Genomic DNA, 16,206 nt, shown 5'->3' with positions numbered 1-16,206 from the left:
CTGTGGAAACGCGTGCACGAGACGATCCGCGCTGAGGTCATCTCGCTGACGACGGTGCCGGCCGATGTCTCCGACCCTGAACTCAGCGTGCTGGTCACGCTGTACCAGGCCCGCCAACCGGTACGCCAGAGCGAGCTCGCGAGGGCACTGCGATGGGACAGGACCCGGTTGTCTCACCTGCTCACCCGTATGAGCAGGCGAGGTTACATCGAACGGATCAAAAGCTCTTCCGGCGTTGACGTCGCGCCGCTTCCGGCCGGCATCCACCTGATCGAGAGTGCCGCTCCAGAACTGGAGGCGGCTGTCCAGCAGCACCTGGTGGACCGGCTGGGCGACTCGGACGCGGACACACTCCGATCGTTTCTGGAACGCCTGAACCGCACAGGCCGAGCTGAGCGATCCGGACACGAGAGTTGACAGCCGCCGTCGGATGCGCAGTCGGCAGGCAGGGCCGTTTCATTCTCGATAAGCAGTGATATCCGTGCCGGTCAGGCCAGACCGATCACGTGGAGCGGGCGAGCGAAAGCCTCATACGACACCCACCGGATCGCGTCGCACAAAGTGTGAGTGTCTTTCATCCTGCTTCCCGGAGTTGGAGCGCCAACACAGCGCGGGTGATCCGGTCGGCCTGTTGCGGACAGCAGCGTAGACGGCGCAGGACGTCCCAGTTCTTGAGCTGGGCGATCGCGCGTTCGCCGGGTGCGCGGAGCTTGGCGTGGGCGGAGTTGGCGTCCTTCTTCCACTGGGGCTTGCCGCGGCCCTTGAACGGGCAGAACACCGCCTCGGACAAACCGACGTAGCCCTTGTCGCCCAGTCCGATCAGCCCGGCGGCCTCGATGCGCTCGGCGATCTTCCACACCCGGGCGGCCCTGGTGTCGTGCACCGCGCCGGGCAGCGACCACGAGGTCCACACCGGCTCGCCGTCGGGGGCGGACACGGCCTGGATGTCCATGCCGTGCTGTTTGTGCTTGCCGGAGTAGAAGGGACGGTCGGCGGCGAGGCGGTCGCAGGCGATGGGGGTGCCGTCCACGATCACGTATCCGTGGCCGCTTCTGCGGGCGCGGCGCAGCCCTTGTTCGAGGGTGGGCGCCTGTTCGGCCAGCAAGGCGGTGGTCTCGCGAACGCAGCGCCAAGCGGTTGCGGTACCGATCTCGAATCCGGCTGCGACCTGTGCGAACGGCTCACCCTTGTACAGGTGGACCAGCACGAGCAGGGCTTGGGCGGCGGGGTATCCACGACGTCCCACGATGCCTCCTTGAGGTCACATGGTCCCAGAATCCAGAAACCCGACTCTGGAAAACGCAGGACACACCACCTCAGTGTGAGGCTCGGCAGCGAGCACAATACAGAACAGTTCTATTACACACGGATACGGTGACGAGCGCTCAATAGGACCACCCGCGAGAGCCTGGTCTTCACCAAGGTCGCCTTTCCGGGTGACGTCTTCTTCGCCGGCGCGCCGACGGAACGTTTGCCGACACCACACCGTGGCCATACCTACTGTGCAACCCCCTTCGCTCCCCGGCGGTGAGCACACATGGACCACGCGGTGGAAGCGGCTCTCGCTGTAGCCGCACGCTTCGGCCTGTTCCCGGATGATCCTTCGGTCCTGCGCGCCGCGTCGAACGTTCTCGTCCACCTGCGCCCGTACCCGGTCGTGGCACGGGTGCCGGTCTCTGTGGTCACGACCCGTGGGAGCGACGCCACCGCCTGGTTGGCGCGTGAGGCAGCCGCCATCCATCATCTGGCTGGGCGCCAGGCGGTCGCGCCCGCGGACGGTTTTCCGGTGGGGCCGCATCGCCATGGGGCCATGTTCGTTCTACTCACCGGCCTGCTCCGTCACCACGGGCGCCCTCCCCGTACCCCGGATGTCATCGGGCGCTCGCTGCGGCGCTTGCACGAGGACTTGGCGGACCTGCCCGGAGAGCTTCCCGAACTCGGCGTCCTGGCCGAGACGGGCGGATGGCTGGAACGACTGCACGGTACGGAGTCGGTCTCACCAAGTGAGGTTGAGGCACTGTTGAAGGTCTATGAGGAGGTGTGCGAGGAGATCGCCGCGCGAGACTGGCACAGTCGTCCGCTGCACGGTGACGCCCATCTGGGCAACCTGCTCGACACCCCCGAGGGGCCGGTGTGGGTGGACTTCGAGGACGTGCACCGGGGGCCCGTCGAATGGGACCTCGCCGCACTCGTCGCTGGCCCCCGCGTGCTGGGCAGGGTCGGCCACGGAAGCGCCGCCGACTTGCTGGACCGTGCGGTAGCGGCTTACGGTGCCGACCCGCGCTCGGGGGCGCTCGACCTCATGGTGCGGGCACGGACCCTGACCGCCGCTTCCTGGAGCCTGCTGGTGGAATCCGACTCGGCCGGGCGCGCTCGCGCCCGGCGGCGTGTCGACTGGCTCCTCGGGGGTGCTCCTGGCGGGGACTGAACCCGAGGCGCCTCAACTCCAGGAGTGGCGTACCACCACCGGTCGGCTCTGTCCGACGTATTCTCCCGTCTCGGGGCGGGACCCGAGACTGTGATGAAGGTAGAAGTCCTCCGGAACCGTGTAGCGGTGCAACAGCGGTCCGTCTTCGCCTCGGACGAGGTGGTAGTACACCAGTGACGCCTCGCTTGGTCGGAACATGCCCATGGCCGCCACGCGGACGTCGGGTGTGTGGTTGGGCCCGGAACGGTGGATCAGCGCTTGGTCCATGAACACCACCTGCCCTCGCCTCACCGGCAGCGACACCAGCTGGCGTACGACCAGGTCCGCTTCCGTCCTGTAGGCGAACGGCATCCCCGGACCCCGCGGTCTGCGGTTGACCAGATGGCTGCCGGGCACCACCTGGAGGCATCCGTTGTCCTCGCTCACGTCGCACAGGGGAACCCAAAGGGTGACCCCGCAGCGGCCCTCGCCATAGGGGACCATGGTGAGATCTTGGTGCAACTCCAGGACCGCCGTCTCCCCGGTGGGCGCTTTGACGCCCAGACCACCGTAGTACTGACGGTATCCGTCCAGTAGTTCCCGGACGCACGCGCTCGTTGCCTTCCTGAACACCTGATCGGCGGATGCGCGGTGCTCGTGGGCACCGACAAGGGCGAGCGTACTGGTGTAGCGGAGATCGGCGTAGTGGTGGCGGTTGTCGAGGTAGAACTTCTCCAGCGCGGCCAGGGCGTCCTCCGGCAGACGGACCCCCTCGGGGACGAGGTAGCCGTCACGGGCGTACCGCTGCTGATGCTCTGGGTCACGGAAGGAAGGCTGGTCGAAGTCGAGGACGTCGGCGGTCTGTCGCACGGGCGGTACCTGGGAGCGGGCGTCGTTCACATCACACATCCGTGTCCAGGGTGGCGGGCAGGGAGATCTCCTTGACGCACGCGGCAGGAGAGAGGGACAAAACGCACTTGACGAGTGAGACGACGTCATCGACCGGAATACGTCGGGAGCCGTGGCGCTGGAGGGCCGTCTCGGCGTCACCGAGGGGGGTGTCGGTGGCCATCGATCCGGGGTTGACACAGGTGACACGGACCATGGCGGAACGGAAGTGGGAGCGCAACGCGTGCGCGGCGCCGCGCAGGCCGAACTTGGCCGCAGCGTAGGCGACGCATGTGGCTCCCTCGTTGTCCAGGCCGCAGGTCGAGCCGATCAACACGATGTTTCCGCGACCGGCGACGATGTTGTCATGCAATCGGTGGATGATCTGGATCGCGCCGGACAGGCTGATGTCCAGGACCCGGGTCAGCTTCTGGACGTCCATCCGGTCGAACCGGTCGTCTTCCCAGACCGCGGAGTTGTAGACGAGGGTGTGGACCGGTTCCTCGCCGATGGCGGCGGCCACCCCGTCGCGGTGAGTGTTGTCGTTGGCGAGGTCGACGGGAACCCACACCACGTGCTTGCCATCGGCCAGGGCCGGTTCGTTGGGCGAGACCAGCCATGCTCGGTCGTCAGGTCCGATCAGTCCCCCGGCCAGGGCCAGTCCCAGTCCACGGGCGGCGCCCACGATGACGATGTTGCTCACTGCCCGCACCTTCTCCCGGTCGGTCTCAACGTCGCACCAACGACAGCAGGATCGGGGAGACCTCCGGTGTGTCGTTGACGAATACCTCTCCGTGATCCTCCATGATCAGGAAGCCGTCGTCCACGAGATTGAGCGCTCTGTGGACAAGGTGGCCCAATTGCGGCTCGCCGTAGCGCTCGATCCCGACCAGGACGCGGTCGCGGAACCGGGGGTTGCGGGTGAAGATCTCGCTGGCGTGGGTGTGGACGATACTGCTGACCTCCGGTCGCAGAGCCATGAGAATCGAAGCCTCGACTGAGTCTGAGGAGGGCAGGTAGGCTCCCCGGTAGCGCAGCTCGTTAGTGGCCTCGTCGTAGCCCTCCACGAACGCGATACGGCGTAGGTCCAGCGGGTCCTTGTACGATTTGGTCGCGGTGATGAAGTAGCCCGTCGCGCCCTGGGGCCGACAGGCGAAGTAGCCGTCGGAGGCGGATCGGTGGTAGAGCCGGTACCGCTGGAATGCCCGGGAGGCGTGCTGAAAGAACTCCTTCGTCTGTTCGTCCAGCACCACGGGTAGCGGGTCGGTGTTGACCGGACGGTACTTGATGCGCACGCTGTCGCAGACGCTGTTGTCCAAGAGCTTGTCGTCCGGGACCGACATCGCGCCGTCCGGATCGGCCACGGGCCGCAGGAAGTTGATCCTGTCAGCCGCCAGACGCTTGAACTTCTCCACCGCATCGGCGTACGAGAGCATCTGGGCCTCGTCGTCGTAGCGGAAGGCCACCGAGATCACCGAGTAGCGGGCCAGGCCCTCGGTCAGCAGCAGGTCGGCGAGCGGCTCATCGAACGGACGGCGGGTGACCACCAGCAGCAGACGGTGCCCTGTGGGGGGCGGGGCGCACTGCCAGGGGGTGAGCCGGGTCAGCACCGAGACGGAGAACCCGTATGTTCGCCCGGCGTCCACGACACGGTCGGCCAAGCCGGTGAACCCGGGTGCCTCGTCGTAATCCAACAGATGTACCTGGGCTTCGTTTCGGCTCAGGGGGCGTGAGTAGTCGAACATCTGATTCATGGACCCCTCTACTCCTTCTCCAGCACGAGTACCACGGCGCCGGGAAAGGCCGCGCCGAGCTCCTCGGATTCGAGCGATCGAGTCCGTGTGCGCAGCCCGTGCCGTGCGGCCATATAGGCCGTCTCCGCCGCGCTGTGGACGTGTTCGGTCGACAGGTAGCGCAGCGTGTACCGTCGACCGCCGGTGGTGGTCACCTCGATCCGGACCGGCATCCGTACGACGTGATCGTCGCTCCGCCAGTCCATGGAGCCGTCAGGCCAGTGACAGCGCACGTGTGTGCCGTCGGGCAGGCGTGTGCTGCGCACCTGGATACCCAGGTGGTCGAGTCCGGCGGTGACCAGGGCGATGTCATGGAGCTCCAGGAGCACGACACCGCCCGACCGCAGGAACGGCACCAGCCCCGCCAGGAGCAGATCCAGTCCGGGCCGGTCGAGGTGGCCGAGCGAGTAGCGGGCGGCGAGCACGCAGTCGACCAGTTCGTCCGTGCGCACGAGCTCCAGAGCGTCGGGCAGCGGTCCGACGACGTAGCTGTCTGGGGCCGCGAACCCGTCGGCCAGCGCCAGGTCGCGCATGCGCGGACTGGAGTCGACGGCCGTGACCTCCCAACCGCGGCGTTGCGCTTCTATCGAGTGGTAGGCGGGACCGGCGAACAGCTCCAGGAGCCGTCGTCGCCGACCCGCCACCTCTGGGACGAGTTTGTCGAGCACGTCGGTCTGCGCGGTGAAGTCGCGGTCGCGCGCGACGGCGGTGTATATCTCGGGCGCCTCGTCGTAGTAGGCGGAGATGGGGCGGGCGGTCATGAGGTCGGTGCCAGGGCCGGGATCGTGTCGTACCAGTACTCCTCAGCCTCTGTGAGCGAGGACTGGGCCGCGTAGTCCATGGGGCGGGCGTGGCTGTCGTAGGTCTCCAGTTCCCGCAGTCCTTCGGGGAGGACGGAGTGGAAGCTGACGATCTCGGAGAACAACCGTTCGCGAAAGGCGGGCAGCGTGTCCAGTGTGATGTGCCCGGACTCGAAGAGGTCGAGGTAGGTGCGCTGGACGCGCAGACAGAAGTGCGTCAGCCCCTCGACCCAGGCGTTGATGGCTTCCCGTGCCGCGTCCGTGGCGGTGTCGCGGGCGATGTTGAGTCGAACCAGCTTCTTGCTCCACTCGTAGGACAGCAAGCGGAACAGTTCCATCAAAGGCTCGAGCTCGGCGTTGAAGATCTGCGCGCCTGCGGGCTGCGACTTCTGCGACAGGTCGTGTCCGACGTAGGTCCTGCCCGACAACTGTTGTCGCTCGCCCTTGCGCAGGTCGGACCGCCAGTCGCTCTCGAAGGAGAAGGTGAACGCGGGGACGCCGAGCAGACGCGGCCTGGAGGCGGCGAGCCCGTCCAGGACATCGAGGTTGCGGCGGATCGAGCTGAGCGAGGTGTTGCGGTTGAACACGATAAAGGAGAGGTTGGCGTAGATGCCGTGCTCCTGCAGGGCGCGCACACACGAGACCACGGTGGAGACGTCGAGCTGTTTGTTCAACGCGTCAAGGTCCCCTTGGTCGAAGGACTCGGCGCCGACGAACACCTGTACGAGGCCGGCCTGTTTGAGCAGATCCAGATGGCCGAATCTCTGCAGGGTGTCCGCCCGACAGTAGATCTTGAAGCGAATGGGAGGCAGTTCGTCCACGATGCGCCTCAGCAGTTCCTCCCGCCCCGGCAGGATCGCGTCGTCGCGGCCGATGAACTCGGAGTCGTAGAAGACGAAGTTGCGCACGCCCATGTCGCAGTAGCGTCGCAGATCGGTCAGTATGTCGTCGTTGTGGCGTACCTGCCAGCGCTCAGGGTAGTTGCGCCCCTGGTTGATGAAGCAGAACGAGCATCCGTAGTGGCAGCCGCGCGTGGTCTCCACGGCTGCGCGAGCCCGGCGTATCTGCCAAGACTCCAGGTTCAGTCCCTGCATGTAGGGATGTGCGCTCAGTCCATCGGTGAAGCCGGGTCCGTCCTCGGGCAGGCCGAGGGCGCGGGCGATCTCACGCTCGTCGTGCCGCACGATGACGACTGATGACGGCCAGTCGTTGAACCTGCGCAGTCGCGCGACCTGCCCGTAGATCCACACTCGCTTTCCCCGTGAGGCGAGGAAGAACGCGGCACGCCGTACATAGTGGAGGTTCTCTCCGGTCTCCCGCAGTGGGATGAGGTATCCGCCGTATTCTCGCTGGGAGAGGGGTACCAGTTCGGTGTCGCGCTCGAGGTGAAAGTCATGGACCTCGTAGTCGGCGAATCCAACGGCAGCAAAATACCCGAGGAGATACGTGATGATCGGTTCTTCTGCAACGTTGAGTGAACTGTAGCGGTACTGGAAGGGCATCCTGATGATGCACAGGGGTGTTCTCGTGTCGAACGGCACGTGTGAATTTCCCATCCTTGCTGGTGTGGGGACATCCGAGTCAGATGGCCCCACACCAGGTCAATCGGCTACGGGACGATCGCTTCGTCAACGAAGACGTCCTCGATGTCCGCTTCCTGCTCGAAATCAGTGATGCGGTCTTCCATCTCTTCCTCCTTTCTGGTATTCGGCGTTCCGCCGTGAAGGGGCGGTGGCCATATTATTCTTCTGGGGCGTCGATGCATGCCGTGGCAGACGTGCAAGAACGACACCAATGTGGTGAATTTTGGGTGACTCCTGGGATGCTCTTAGTAGCATTCCATCGCTTCTTTGCGGAGTCAAGACGTGAATAAGCAGGAGCTTGGCAGGTCAACGGTGGTTTGTGGGAAGTATGGCTTCACGGTGATAACTTGATCACCTTAATCCAAGGGGTTGGTGGTTTTATAGCGTCGTAATAACATCCGAGGTTGCAAGGGGAGCTGCGTGGTGACGCGACGGCTGTTGGCGCTCCAAGACCATGAGGCGATCGTGGTCCTTCATGGACGAGGTGAGGGACCGCGCCATCGTCCACTCCCCGGACCGAAAAACCTCCGTGTTCAGCCGCGGAACCGCCGAGACTCCGTCAGACGCGGCTACCGGGCCGCCACCGCGCACAAACACGTCCGGTCGTCACGCTTACCTCGGTACGCGCGATCCACTACGCAGCCGGGAGGTGTTCCTCCAACGGACTGGCCCGAGAGCACCCGCCAGGGCATCGAGGCTTCCGCCGGGCAGCCGTACCTGACCACGACGTCCACTAAGGGACTCAACACCCGGCCCTGGCCGCGCCTGAGCTCCTGCACCACGCGGGGGAAGGCGCGACACCTCCTGCGTGAGGCCTGGGCTCAGAGCGAAGGCGTTGTCTCGACGAGACAACACCGCCGTCAGTCGTCGAAGGCCAGCGCCGTGACCCTGTCGGGACGGACTCGGATCAGTAGGCGCCGGTCAGGCCCGGATCCCAGGTCACGGTAAGAGGGTTGTGTCTCCCCGTATCGAGCGAGGATCCGCTCCAGCCAGGGGCCAACAGTGCCCGGATCATCGGTGATTTCGGCGAGCCCTCGAACGGAGACGTAGGACAGAGGGGGCTCGTCACGGTCCACACACAGGGCCACGTGCGGCTCACGTGCGATTGCGCGAGCCTTGCGAGTCGAGGCGGTGGTGGTGAAGAGGATGTCACCGCCGTCCAGCGTGAACCACACGGGCGTCACGTGGGGCGTCCCGTCCTCCAGAACGATCGCCAGTTTGGCGGTTCGGGCGCCCCCGGAGGCGAACCGCCGCCATTCGAGTGCGGACATCCGGCGCGGCATACCGTCACCGTACCGCCCAGGAGCATGGCGCCCGGGTTCCGGAGCCGCCGTGTCGCGCAGATCCTGACGCAGGAGAGGAGCAGCATCGGAGACCCTTTGGCCGGACCGCCTTGCCGACTGTTCCTTCTCCTAACGTGGCAGTGCCCGACTACGTGTTTGCGTGCTGACGCGGGCCCGAACCCCCGTATCTGCTCGCGTGCCAGAGCGGAGAGGTTCGACGGCTTGGCGGGACCTCCACCGGGCCACTACCCACTCCCAACATGGACGGGATTACCGTGGGTTACCTAGGTCCGCCTGGTGGTGTCCATGCCATCTGATTGTGATTGGCGAGGACCTGCGGGATAAGGGGTTTCGGCGGAAACGGCCGTATGCGGCCTGCGGGGCCATGCGGCACACACGCTGCCCTTGGTGGTCGTCAGGGCGCTAGCGGGGTGCTGATGGGTGGACGCGGGGCCATGCGAACGCGGGTCTGGGTCACGGAACGGCAAAGTGCTCCGTGAGGTGGCCCTCCACCTGTGCTGACCTCGTACTGGGGAGCACACACGGAGCATGTCAGGCCCCGATCCGGGCCCGGCGCCTCTTCTGTTCGACTCGGACGCCCCGTGTGACCTGGGGTCTTGTGGCGCACCCGGCAGGATTCGAACCTGCGACCATCGGATGAGAAGTGCCATGGTTGCGTAATGTCACGTGTCGCTACTCACCGTTTCATGCCACCCCACCCGATCCGCCGTGTCATCGGGTGCCGTGTCATGCCGTGTGGTGCCGCCCTCGTCCACAACTGCGGAGCACGAACGGAGCACACAACCGGGCGGAAGCATCCGATGGTACCTCGCGAGGTTCTCGGGGAAGCGTTCATCTGGTTCGGAGCGTGCGCTGGAACACCTGGTGTGGGGGTCTACCCAAGCGCGGGGTCCAGCTCTGGGGGCGGCCGTTCCCGGCGGGCTTGACCTCGGCCTCGTGTCCTTTGACCAGGCCGGTCGCCCGGGCCACCGCCAGGGCGGCGGACACGTCGAACTCGTCCTTCTGGTGGTCCAGGTACTGCGAGTCCTGGCGTGCGGCGAAGACCAGGGCCGTGTCCAGGGCCCGGTGCCACTCCCGCTCGGTTCCGGTGCCCTGCTCGGCCAGTTCCAGCACGCGGTGCACGAGAGCGGATCCCTCCTCCCACGCGTCGGTGGCGGGGCGCAGGTCGAGGAAGTCCAGGACCTTCCTGACCGTTCTCTCCGGGGTGGACAGGTTCGACTACTCACGCCCCCTGAGCCGAAACGAAGCCCAGGTACATCTGTTGGATTACGACGAGGCACCCGGGTTCACCGGCTTGGAGGAGGCTGGTGTAGATGATCCGGGCGACGCCGCTGTCCTTCGCGGCGTCGATGACGTTGGCGTGCTGCGCGGCGCGATGTCCGACCGCGGAGCTGCTGATGAGCAGCAGGCGGTCGACACCGGCGAGTGCGGTCCGCAGCGCGTCCGGGTTGTCGTAGTCGGCGACGCGCACCTGCACGCCGGTTTCGACGAGTGGCTGCGCCTTGACGGCGTCACGGACGACGGCGACGAGATCGGACGGGGCGACGCCGCGGGCGAGCAGCTCGGGAACGACGAGCGCGCCGAGCCGACCGGTGGCGCCGGTGAGGGCGTAGGTGGTCATGAGTGACTCGAGATTCTGCGTTTGAGATTGGGTGAGGCAGGCGCCGGCACCTCGGTCAGGGTTCCTGACCGGGGCATGCGTGGCGGGCAGCCGTTAGCGAGCTGCTCGGTCCGATGCGTCGGTCAGCGCCTGCGCGTCAGCCTCGGGGAGCGTGAAAGTGACGCTTGCGAGCAGCGCCTCGAGCTGCTCGGGTCGGCTGGCGCTGGCGATCGGCGCGACCACCTGGGGGCGGCTGCGCAGCCAGGCCAGAGCCACAGTGGGGATCGCGACGCCGTGGGCCTCGGCGATCTGCTCGACCACCTTCAGGACCTCGAGGTTGGCCTCGCTGAAGTAGCCGGCCGACAGTGCTTCGCGGTTGGTGCCGGCCAGTGCCTCGCGGCTGCGGTACTTACCGGTGAGGAATCCCGAGGCCAGGGAGAAGTAGGGCAGGACGGCCAGGTTCTCCGTGGTAGCCAGGTCGGCCAGTGGGCCCTCGTAGTCACCGCGGTGGACCAGGTTGTAGTGCGGCTGGATGGCCACCGGATGGGCGGCTCCGGTCTCCCGGGCGATCTCGATCCAGCGGCGGGTCTGCTCTGCGGAGAAGTTCGAGAGCGCGACTGCCCTGACCTTGCCGGCCTTCACCAGTGCGTCGAAGGCGGCGACGGTCTCCTCCAGGCGGGTGTCAGGGTCCTCCTGGTGGGCGTAGTAGAGGTCGATGTAGTCGGTGCGCAGGCGGCGAAGTGAGTCCTCGGCGGCCGCGGCGACGTTGGCCGGGGAGAGCCCCGGCCGCTGCGGGTGCTGGGCGACCTTGGTGGCGATGACGACCTCGTCGCGGTTGCCGCGGGAGGTGAGCCATTCGCCGAGGATCGTCTCCGACTCGCCGCCGGGGTTGCCCTCGGCCCAGATCGAGTAGACGTCAGCGGAGTCGATGGAGTTTCCGCCGCCGGAGGCGTAGCGGTCCAGCACGGCGAAGGAGGTCTCCTTGTCGCTGGTCCACCCGAAGGTGTTGCCACCAAGAGTCAGTCCGAAGACGTCGATGCCGGAGTTTCCGAGTGTTGCCATGGTGATGGTGCTTCTTTCGAGAGCGGTGAGGTGTGAAGACGGTGGTGTCCGTCTTCAGTGGGGTTCTCGTCATGAGACGTGGGCGAACGGTGAGCGCAGTGCTGGTCACCGGCGAGTGCGGGTGCTGGCCAGGCTGAGCATCAGGGCCACCAGCACGATCGCCAGCAGCAGCACGGTCCAAGCAACGGGGCCGAACGCGACGACGAGGCCGGCGATGCCGGAGGTAGTGGCGCCGAAGACGAACTGCCCAGCACCGAGAAGCGCGGCGGCCTGGCCCGTGTTCTCCTCCACCGAGGAGAGGCTGTTGCTCATGAGTGCTGGCTCGCTGACACCCAGACCCAGCATGATCACGGCGATGCTGGCGACGAGCAGTCCGATCGGCGCGCCGGTGATGGTGACTATGACGGCCAGCGCGGAGCCGACGCCGGACAGGGCGACGCCCGTGACGGCCAGCGTGTTCTGCTGGAGCCGCTTCGCAAGCCGGCTCGCTCCCAAGGCCCCTGCCATCAAGGCGATGCCCGTGGAGGCGAAGAGCAGACCGAACGCTTCCGAACTGACGCCGTAGTCGTCCTGATAGACGTAGCTGGCTCCGCCGATGTACGCGAAGAGCAGCATGAACATGGAGACCATGGCCGCCCAGGGCAGAACGAAGGCGCGGTTGGAAATCAGGGACAGGTACCCGCGTACGGTCGAGCCGATCGCCAGCGGTCGGCGACGCTCCACAGGGTGGGACTCCTTGAGGAACGCAGCGGCGTAGAGCAGCGTCACGATGCCGAGGATCGCCAGCGCCCAGAAGACCGAGCGCCATCCGAGTACGGTGTCCAGCCAGCCGCCGACGGCGGGGGCGACGATGGGAGCCAGCGCCGTCACCGTCATGAGGACGGCGAACAGCTGGGTGGCCGCATGCCCCGAGGCCCTGTCCCTGACGGTGGAGTTGGCCACGACGGCCGCCAGCGCCCCGCCGGTCGCCTGAAAGAGGCGGGCGACGATGAGCCAGGTCATGGTCGGAGCCAGAGCGGCAATCACGGAGCCGATGACGAACAGGGCCAGCCCGACGATCAGCGGCCTGCGGCGACCGACGGCATCTGTGATGGGGCCTGCCACGAGCTGCCCGGCTCCGAGTAAGAGCAGGTAGCCGGTGAGTGTCAGCTGCGTCGCCCAGACCGGGGCGGAGAACTCCCGGCCGATGTCCGGCAGGGAGGCGAGGTACATGTCGATCGCGAACGGGACGAGTCCGACGATGGCGGCCAGACCCACCACCACGGTGGGCTGTGCAGTGCGAGACGAGATGGGTGCCATGGTGTTGGTCATGGGTGATTCCTTCGGGGAATCGGTGGCCCTCTGACGCGGGGAGTACGGGTGGCTGGACGCGCGCCGTGTGCCACCGGGAGACCACGCTAACCCATTCTGATACGATCGTACAACTTTGTGAGGAGGTTCACCCATGACTGCGGTGCAAGGACGAGGAGGGAAACGACGTGCGACGATCCTGGAGGCGACGACGAAGCTGCTGCTGGACCAGGGGATGCCCGCGGTGACGCACCGGCACGTTGCGGATGCCGCACAGGTGCCGTTGGGTGCGATCCGCTACTACTTCTCCACGAGGGAGGAGCTGCTCCTGTCCGCCGTGGACCACCTCGAAAAAGCGCGCAGTGCTGCGGCCGCCGAGGCGATGTCCAGGGCGTCCGGTGCACTGACGGTTCGCGAGGTGGCTGAACTGTTCGTGCTCGCCTTCTACGGGCCGGACCTCGACGATGTGAGCCTGAAGGGGTACGTCGGGGTCGTCATGGACTGCTCCCGGGAATCGGAGCGGCTTTCCCTGCGCATGCGCGAACACAGAAGGGTGATGGACACGGAGCTCCGTGGGCTGCTGGACGCGTGCGGCTTCCCCCGGGTCTCTGTCGCCCTGGCCACGGCGGTGGTCGATGGAAGTCTCCTCAACGCCGCGACCCTGCGTCTGGACGATCATGCCGGCATCGCGGTCGAAGAACTGGCGCAACTGTTGGCTCTCACCTGATTTCCCGCAGCGTCGGGGCCGGTGAACGGCGGGAACCTGTCGCTGCAGGCCTCCTGGATCGTGCGCCGTTTTCGCGAGAGCGCGCGGCCGATCAGCTGAAGGGACGGTGAAGCAGACCGTGGCGAAGGGTCGCACCGGCTGACGGCAGGTAGCCATCCCTGTCAGAACGCGGTGGCGTTCCACTTCAACGTGTGATCGGCACCGCGATACCCAGGGGCGCATGCCACCCCGGCCACCTCGTTTCGAGACCGCCGGGGCAGTCGTATGCGGGGCGGTTTCGTGCGCGAGTCACATGCCCGAGCCTCCCCGATGATCTTGGAGGGGGTGAGGTCGTCCCAGGTGGCTGAGCAGGTCGTGCATCGAGTTTCGGTGACGGATCAGGCTCGTGCGCCGTCACAAGGCCCTCGGTGGCGGTCGGAGTAACGCTTCTGGCTCGTGCCGGGTTGCTGGCCTCACCGCTTCTCGGCCGGCTCAGGGGGTTCATCGGCGCAGGGTGTGGTCGGTAGGTCGTAGCGGGTGTACGACGCGGTCGTCGCGCCATGGGGGCCGAGTCTGCGCAGCACAGCGGTGGTGATGTCGGTCAGTTGCTGTACCTGTTCGGCGCTTAGGGCGTCGATGACGTGGTGGCGGACGGTCGCGGCGTGTCCCGGAGCGCTGTCATGGACTTTCTGTAGGCCGACGGCCGTGAGCCGAATGTTGGTGGCGCGGGCGTCTTCGGGGCAGGCGAACCGCTCCACCAGGCCAAGGTCTTGCAGTCGTTGGGCCACGTGGGACAGACGCGGCAGGGTCGCGTGGGTCCGCGCCGCCAGCGCAGTCATCCGCATGGTCCGTTGCGGCGCCTCCGACAGCGTCGAGAGCACTATGTACTGGAAGTGTGTCAGCCCGGCGTCGCTGCGCAGCTGCGAGTCGAGCACTCCGGGTAGCAGTTCCAGCACCGTGGCGAGCCGTACCCATGCTGCCATCTCCTGTTGACTCAGTGATGTGCCATCCATGACACCATCATCCGCCAAAATGGTTGCACCTACAACTGACTTCCTGTACGGTCTTAGTTGTAGATACAACTAAACGTCGGTGAGCGACTGTGAGGAGATCGCCATGGCACACGTCAGCATCATCGGGACCGGCAACATGGGGCGCGCTATCTCCAGCATCGTTACCGCCGGGGGCAACACCGTCGAGGAGTTCGGCCACCCGGACGCCGACAAGCCGGTCACCGGCGACATCGTGGTCCTGGCCGTGCGCCGTATGCGGCTGTGGTCGGCATCGTGGCCCAGCGTGCGGAGCAGCTCGCGGGCAAGATCGTCGTGGACATCACCAACCCACTCAACTTCGAGACGTTCGACTCGCTGGCCGTCGCCGCCGACAGTTCCGCCACTGCGGAGCTCGCCGTCGCCCTACCACAGTCACGCGTACTCAAGGCGTTCAACACGACCTTCGCAGCCACCCTCGCCGCCAGCACCGTGGGCCCGCTGCCGACCACGGTGCTGATCCCCGGTGATGACGCCGACGCCAAGGCGCAGCTGGCCGACGTGGTCACCGTCGGCGGTCTGCGCGCCATCGACGCCGGAGGACAGCGCCGGGCACGCGAGCTCGAAGCTATCGGCTTCCTGCAGCTGACCCTCGCCGTCGGCGAGATGGTCTCCTGGACGGGCGGATTCGGCGTCGTCGCCTGAGCCACCTGACCCGACCATCTACACGCCACTGCCGCCTGCCACATCAGCAGCGGTGCAACAACGACCTACTGAAACGACGACGGGCCGCTACGGGGCCCGACGACGTAGCCGGGGCGGTCGACTCACCAAGACAACCGCCCCGGCACCGACAGCCATCGTCTTAGACATCTCACCCCAGCTATCCGCGAACCAAGGAGAATCTCCATGAACACCACTGTGCTTCGTGACCTGGCCCTGCTCGTAGCCCGCGTCGGCCTCGGCGTAATCTTCATCGCCCACGGATGGCAGAAGTTCACCGAGTACGGCCTCGACGGCACCGCCGCATCGTTCGAGCAGATGGGAGTTCCGTTGCCCGCGGTGAGCGCCCTGTTCGCCGCCGTCGTCGAACTCGTCGGCGGCGCCGCCCTGCTGCTCGGCCTGGCGGTGCCCGTGGCAGGGCTGCTGCTGGCGCTGAACATGCTGGGCGCGTTTGCCCTCGTGCACGTCAGCAGCGGGGTCTTCGTCGCCGACAACGGCTTCGAACTGGTGCTCGCCCTCGCCGCGGGCGCCCTCGTGCTCGCCGCCGTCGGTGCCGGGCGGCTCAGCCTGGACCAGCTGATCGCCCCGCGGCTGTCCACCCTCGCGGCCCGCCGCACCACCACCCACACCACCAACTGAAGCCTCTCCGGCAGCGTCAGCCCCCAATTCCTCAATGAATCTCAATCCAGAACCAATGCCGTGTAGTTAAGGTTCTGGGGGTTCTGTCAAGGGCCTGGACCAGCCAGGATGTCGATGCTGATGGTGGCCCGGTAACTGGTCCGGTCCACCACACCCTTGGCGTTGTACTTGGAGATCGCGCGTTTGACCACGCGGGGTCGGACCCTTACGAGTTGGTGTGTGATAGCGGGTGAGGCGTGATGGCCCCGTCTGCCGTGCTTGTCAGGTGTTCGCGGTGCGGTCGGAGACCAGTCCGGCGATGGCCCGATAGGTGGCCGGGAGGTTCTCGCGCCGGTGGGTCCAACGCATCAGTTGTTTCCAGCGTTTGTGGTCGGCCAGGGCGTGCTCGACGGTGATCCGATCAGAGGAATGCGCGTGACGGT

17 protein-coding genes are annotated in these 16,206 nt (G+C 66.3%); 5 read left to right on the top strand and 12 right to left on the bottom strand.

Annotation, left to right across the window (positions count from 1 at the left end; translation table 11 throughout):
• Positions 1-12: 12 nt before the first annotated feature.
• The gene (locus FYW95_RS26280; protein ID WP_201295055.1) at positions 13-417 is read left to right on the top strand and encodes a MarR family winged helix-turn-helix transcriptional regulator; all 405 of its coding nucleotides are present in this window, start codon (positions 13-15) and stop codon (positions 415-417) included.
• Positions 418-574: 157 nt separating this feature from the next.
• On the opposite strand, the gene FYW95_RS26275 is transcribed toward FYW95_RS26280, so the two are convergent.
• Complete coding sequence (locus tag FYW95_RS26275) at positions 575-1,246, bottom strand: transposase family protein (protein ID WP_236568058.1); 672 nt, start codon at positions 1,244-1,246, stop codon at positions 575-577.
• Between the two features lie 291 nt (positions 1,247-1,537).
• On the opposite strand from FYW95_RS26275, the gene FYW95_RS26270 reads away from it, so the two are divergent.
• On the top strand, positions 1,538-2,428 hold the full coding sequence (locus FYW95_RS26270) for a phosphotransferase enzyme family protein (protein WP_159945015.1): 891 nt from the start codon (positions 1,538-1,540) through the stop codon (positions 2,426-2,428).
• Between the two features lie 12 nt (positions 2,429-2,440).
• On the opposite strand, the gene FYW95_RS26265 is transcribed toward FYW95_RS26270, so the two are convergent.
• The 10 genes from FYW95_RS26265 to FYW95_RS26220 all read right to left on the bottom strand — a co-directional run bounded on the left by FYW95_RS26265 (position 2,441) and on the right by FYW95_RS26220 (position 12,748).
• Positions 2,441-3,277, bottom strand: coding sequence for a phytanoyl-CoA dioxygenase family protein (locus FYW95_RS26265; protein WP_159945014.1), 837 nt, complete (start codon positions 3,275-3,277; stop codon positions 2,441-2,443).
• Between the two features lie 31 nt (positions 3,278-3,308).
• Positions 3,309-3,998, bottom strand: a complete 690-nt coding sequence (locus FYW95_RS26260) for an SDR family NAD(P)-dependent oxidoreductase (RefSeq protein WP_160050963.1) — start codon at positions 3,996-3,998, stop codon at positions 3,309-3,311.
• A 25-nt stretch (positions 3,999-4,023) separates the two neighbouring features.
• Positions 4,024-5,040, bottom strand: a complete 1,017-nt coding sequence (locus FYW95_RS26255; RefSeq protein ID WP_236572328.1) for a hypothetical protein — start codon at positions 5,038-5,040, stop codon at positions 4,024-4,026.
• Positions 5,041-5,057: 17 nt separating this feature from the next.
• Positions 5,058-5,849, bottom strand: coding sequence for a class I SAM-dependent methyltransferase (locus FYW95_RS26250; RefSeq protein WP_159945011.1), 792 nt, complete (start codon positions 5,847-5,849; stop codon positions 5,058-5,060).
• A complete protein-coding gene (locus FYW95_RS26245; protein ID WP_159945010.1) occupies positions 5,846-7,429 on the bottom strand; it encodes a B12-binding domain-containing radical SAM protein in 1,584 nt (527 codons plus the stop codon). Before FYW95_RS26245 ends, FYW95_RS26250 begins: the two co-directional genes overlap by 4 nt.
• A 902-nt stretch (positions 7,430-8,331) precedes the next feature.
• Positions 8,332-8,754 (bottom strand): PPOX class F420-dependent oxidoreductase, encoded by a 423-nt coding sequence (locus FYW95_RS26240; protein ID WP_236572326.1) that lies wholly within the window; start codon positions 8,752-8,754, stop codon positions 8,332-8,334.
• Positions 8,755-9,606: 852 nt separating this feature from the next.
• On the bottom strand, positions 9,607-9,897 hold the full coding sequence (locus tag FYW95_RS26235; RefSeq protein ID WP_201295054.1) for a hypothetical protein: 291 nt from the start codon (positions 9,895-9,897) through the stop codon (positions 9,607-9,609).
• A gap of 100 nt (positions 9,898-9,997) precedes the next feature.
• Positions 9,998-10,396, bottom strand: a complete 399-nt coding sequence (locus tag FYW95_RS26230; protein WP_160050962.1) for an NAD(P)H-binding protein — start codon at positions 10,394-10,396, stop codon at positions 9,998-10,000.
• Positions 10,397-10,489: 93 nt separating this feature from the next.
• Positions 10,490-11,437, bottom strand: a complete 948-nt coding sequence (locus FYW95_RS26225) for an aldo/keto reductase (RefSeq protein ID WP_159945007.1) — start codon at positions 11,435-11,437, stop codon at positions 10,490-10,492.
• Between the two features lie 105 nt (positions 11,438-11,542).
• Positions 11,543-12,748 carry a multidrug effflux MFS transporter gene (locus tag FYW95_RS26220; RefSeq protein ID WP_236568057.1) on the bottom strand — a complete coding sequence of 402 codons (1,206 nt, stop codon included), beginning with the start codon at positions 12,746-12,748 and terminating at the stop codon, positions 11,543-11,545.
• Between the two features lie 133 nt (positions 12,749-12,881).
• On the opposite strand from FYW95_RS26220, the gene FYW95_RS26215 reads away from it, so the two are divergent.
• Positions 12,882-13,454: a TetR/AcrR family transcriptional regulator gene (locus FYW95_RS26215; RefSeq protein ID WP_159945006.1), complete on the top strand. Its 573-nt coding sequence runs from the start codon at positions 12,882-12,884 to the stop codon at positions 13,452-13,454.
• A 452-nt stretch (positions 13,455-13,906) separates the two neighbouring features.
• Here FYW95_RS26215 and FYW95_RS26210 read toward each other — a convergent pair whose 3' ends face one another.
• Positions 13,907-14,446 (bottom strand): MarR family winged helix-turn-helix transcriptional regulator, encoded by a 540-nt coding sequence (locus tag FYW95_RS26210; RefSeq protein WP_159945005.1) that lies wholly within the window; start codon positions 14,444-14,446, stop codon positions 13,907-13,909.
• Positions 14,447-14,719: 273 nt separating this feature from the next.
• On the opposite strand from FYW95_RS26210, the gene FYW95_RS26205 reads away from it, so the two are divergent.
• Positions 14,720-15,127, top strand: a complete 408-nt coding sequence (locus tag FYW95_RS26205; protein WP_201295053.1) for an NADPH-dependent F420 reductase — start codon at positions 14,720-14,722, stop codon at positions 15,125-15,127.
• A 204-nt stretch (positions 15,128-15,331) separates the two neighbouring features.
• Positions 15,332-15,784 carry a DoxX family protein gene (locus tag FYW95_RS26200; RefSeq protein ID WP_160050961.1) on the top strand — a complete coding sequence of 151 codons (453 nt, stop codon included), beginning with the start codon at positions 15,332-15,334 and terminating at the stop codon, positions 15,782-15,784.
• The last annotated feature ends 422 nt before the right edge of the window (positions 15,785-16,206 follow it).

The organism is Nocardiopsis sp. FR4 (assembly GCF_009830945.1).
GTDB lineage: Bacteria > Actinomycetota > Actinomycetes > Streptosporangiales > Streptosporangiaceae > Nocardiopsis.
The sequence above is the reverse complement of the archived record's forward strand: the minus strand, read 5'-3'. Positions and strand labels throughout refer to the sequence as shown.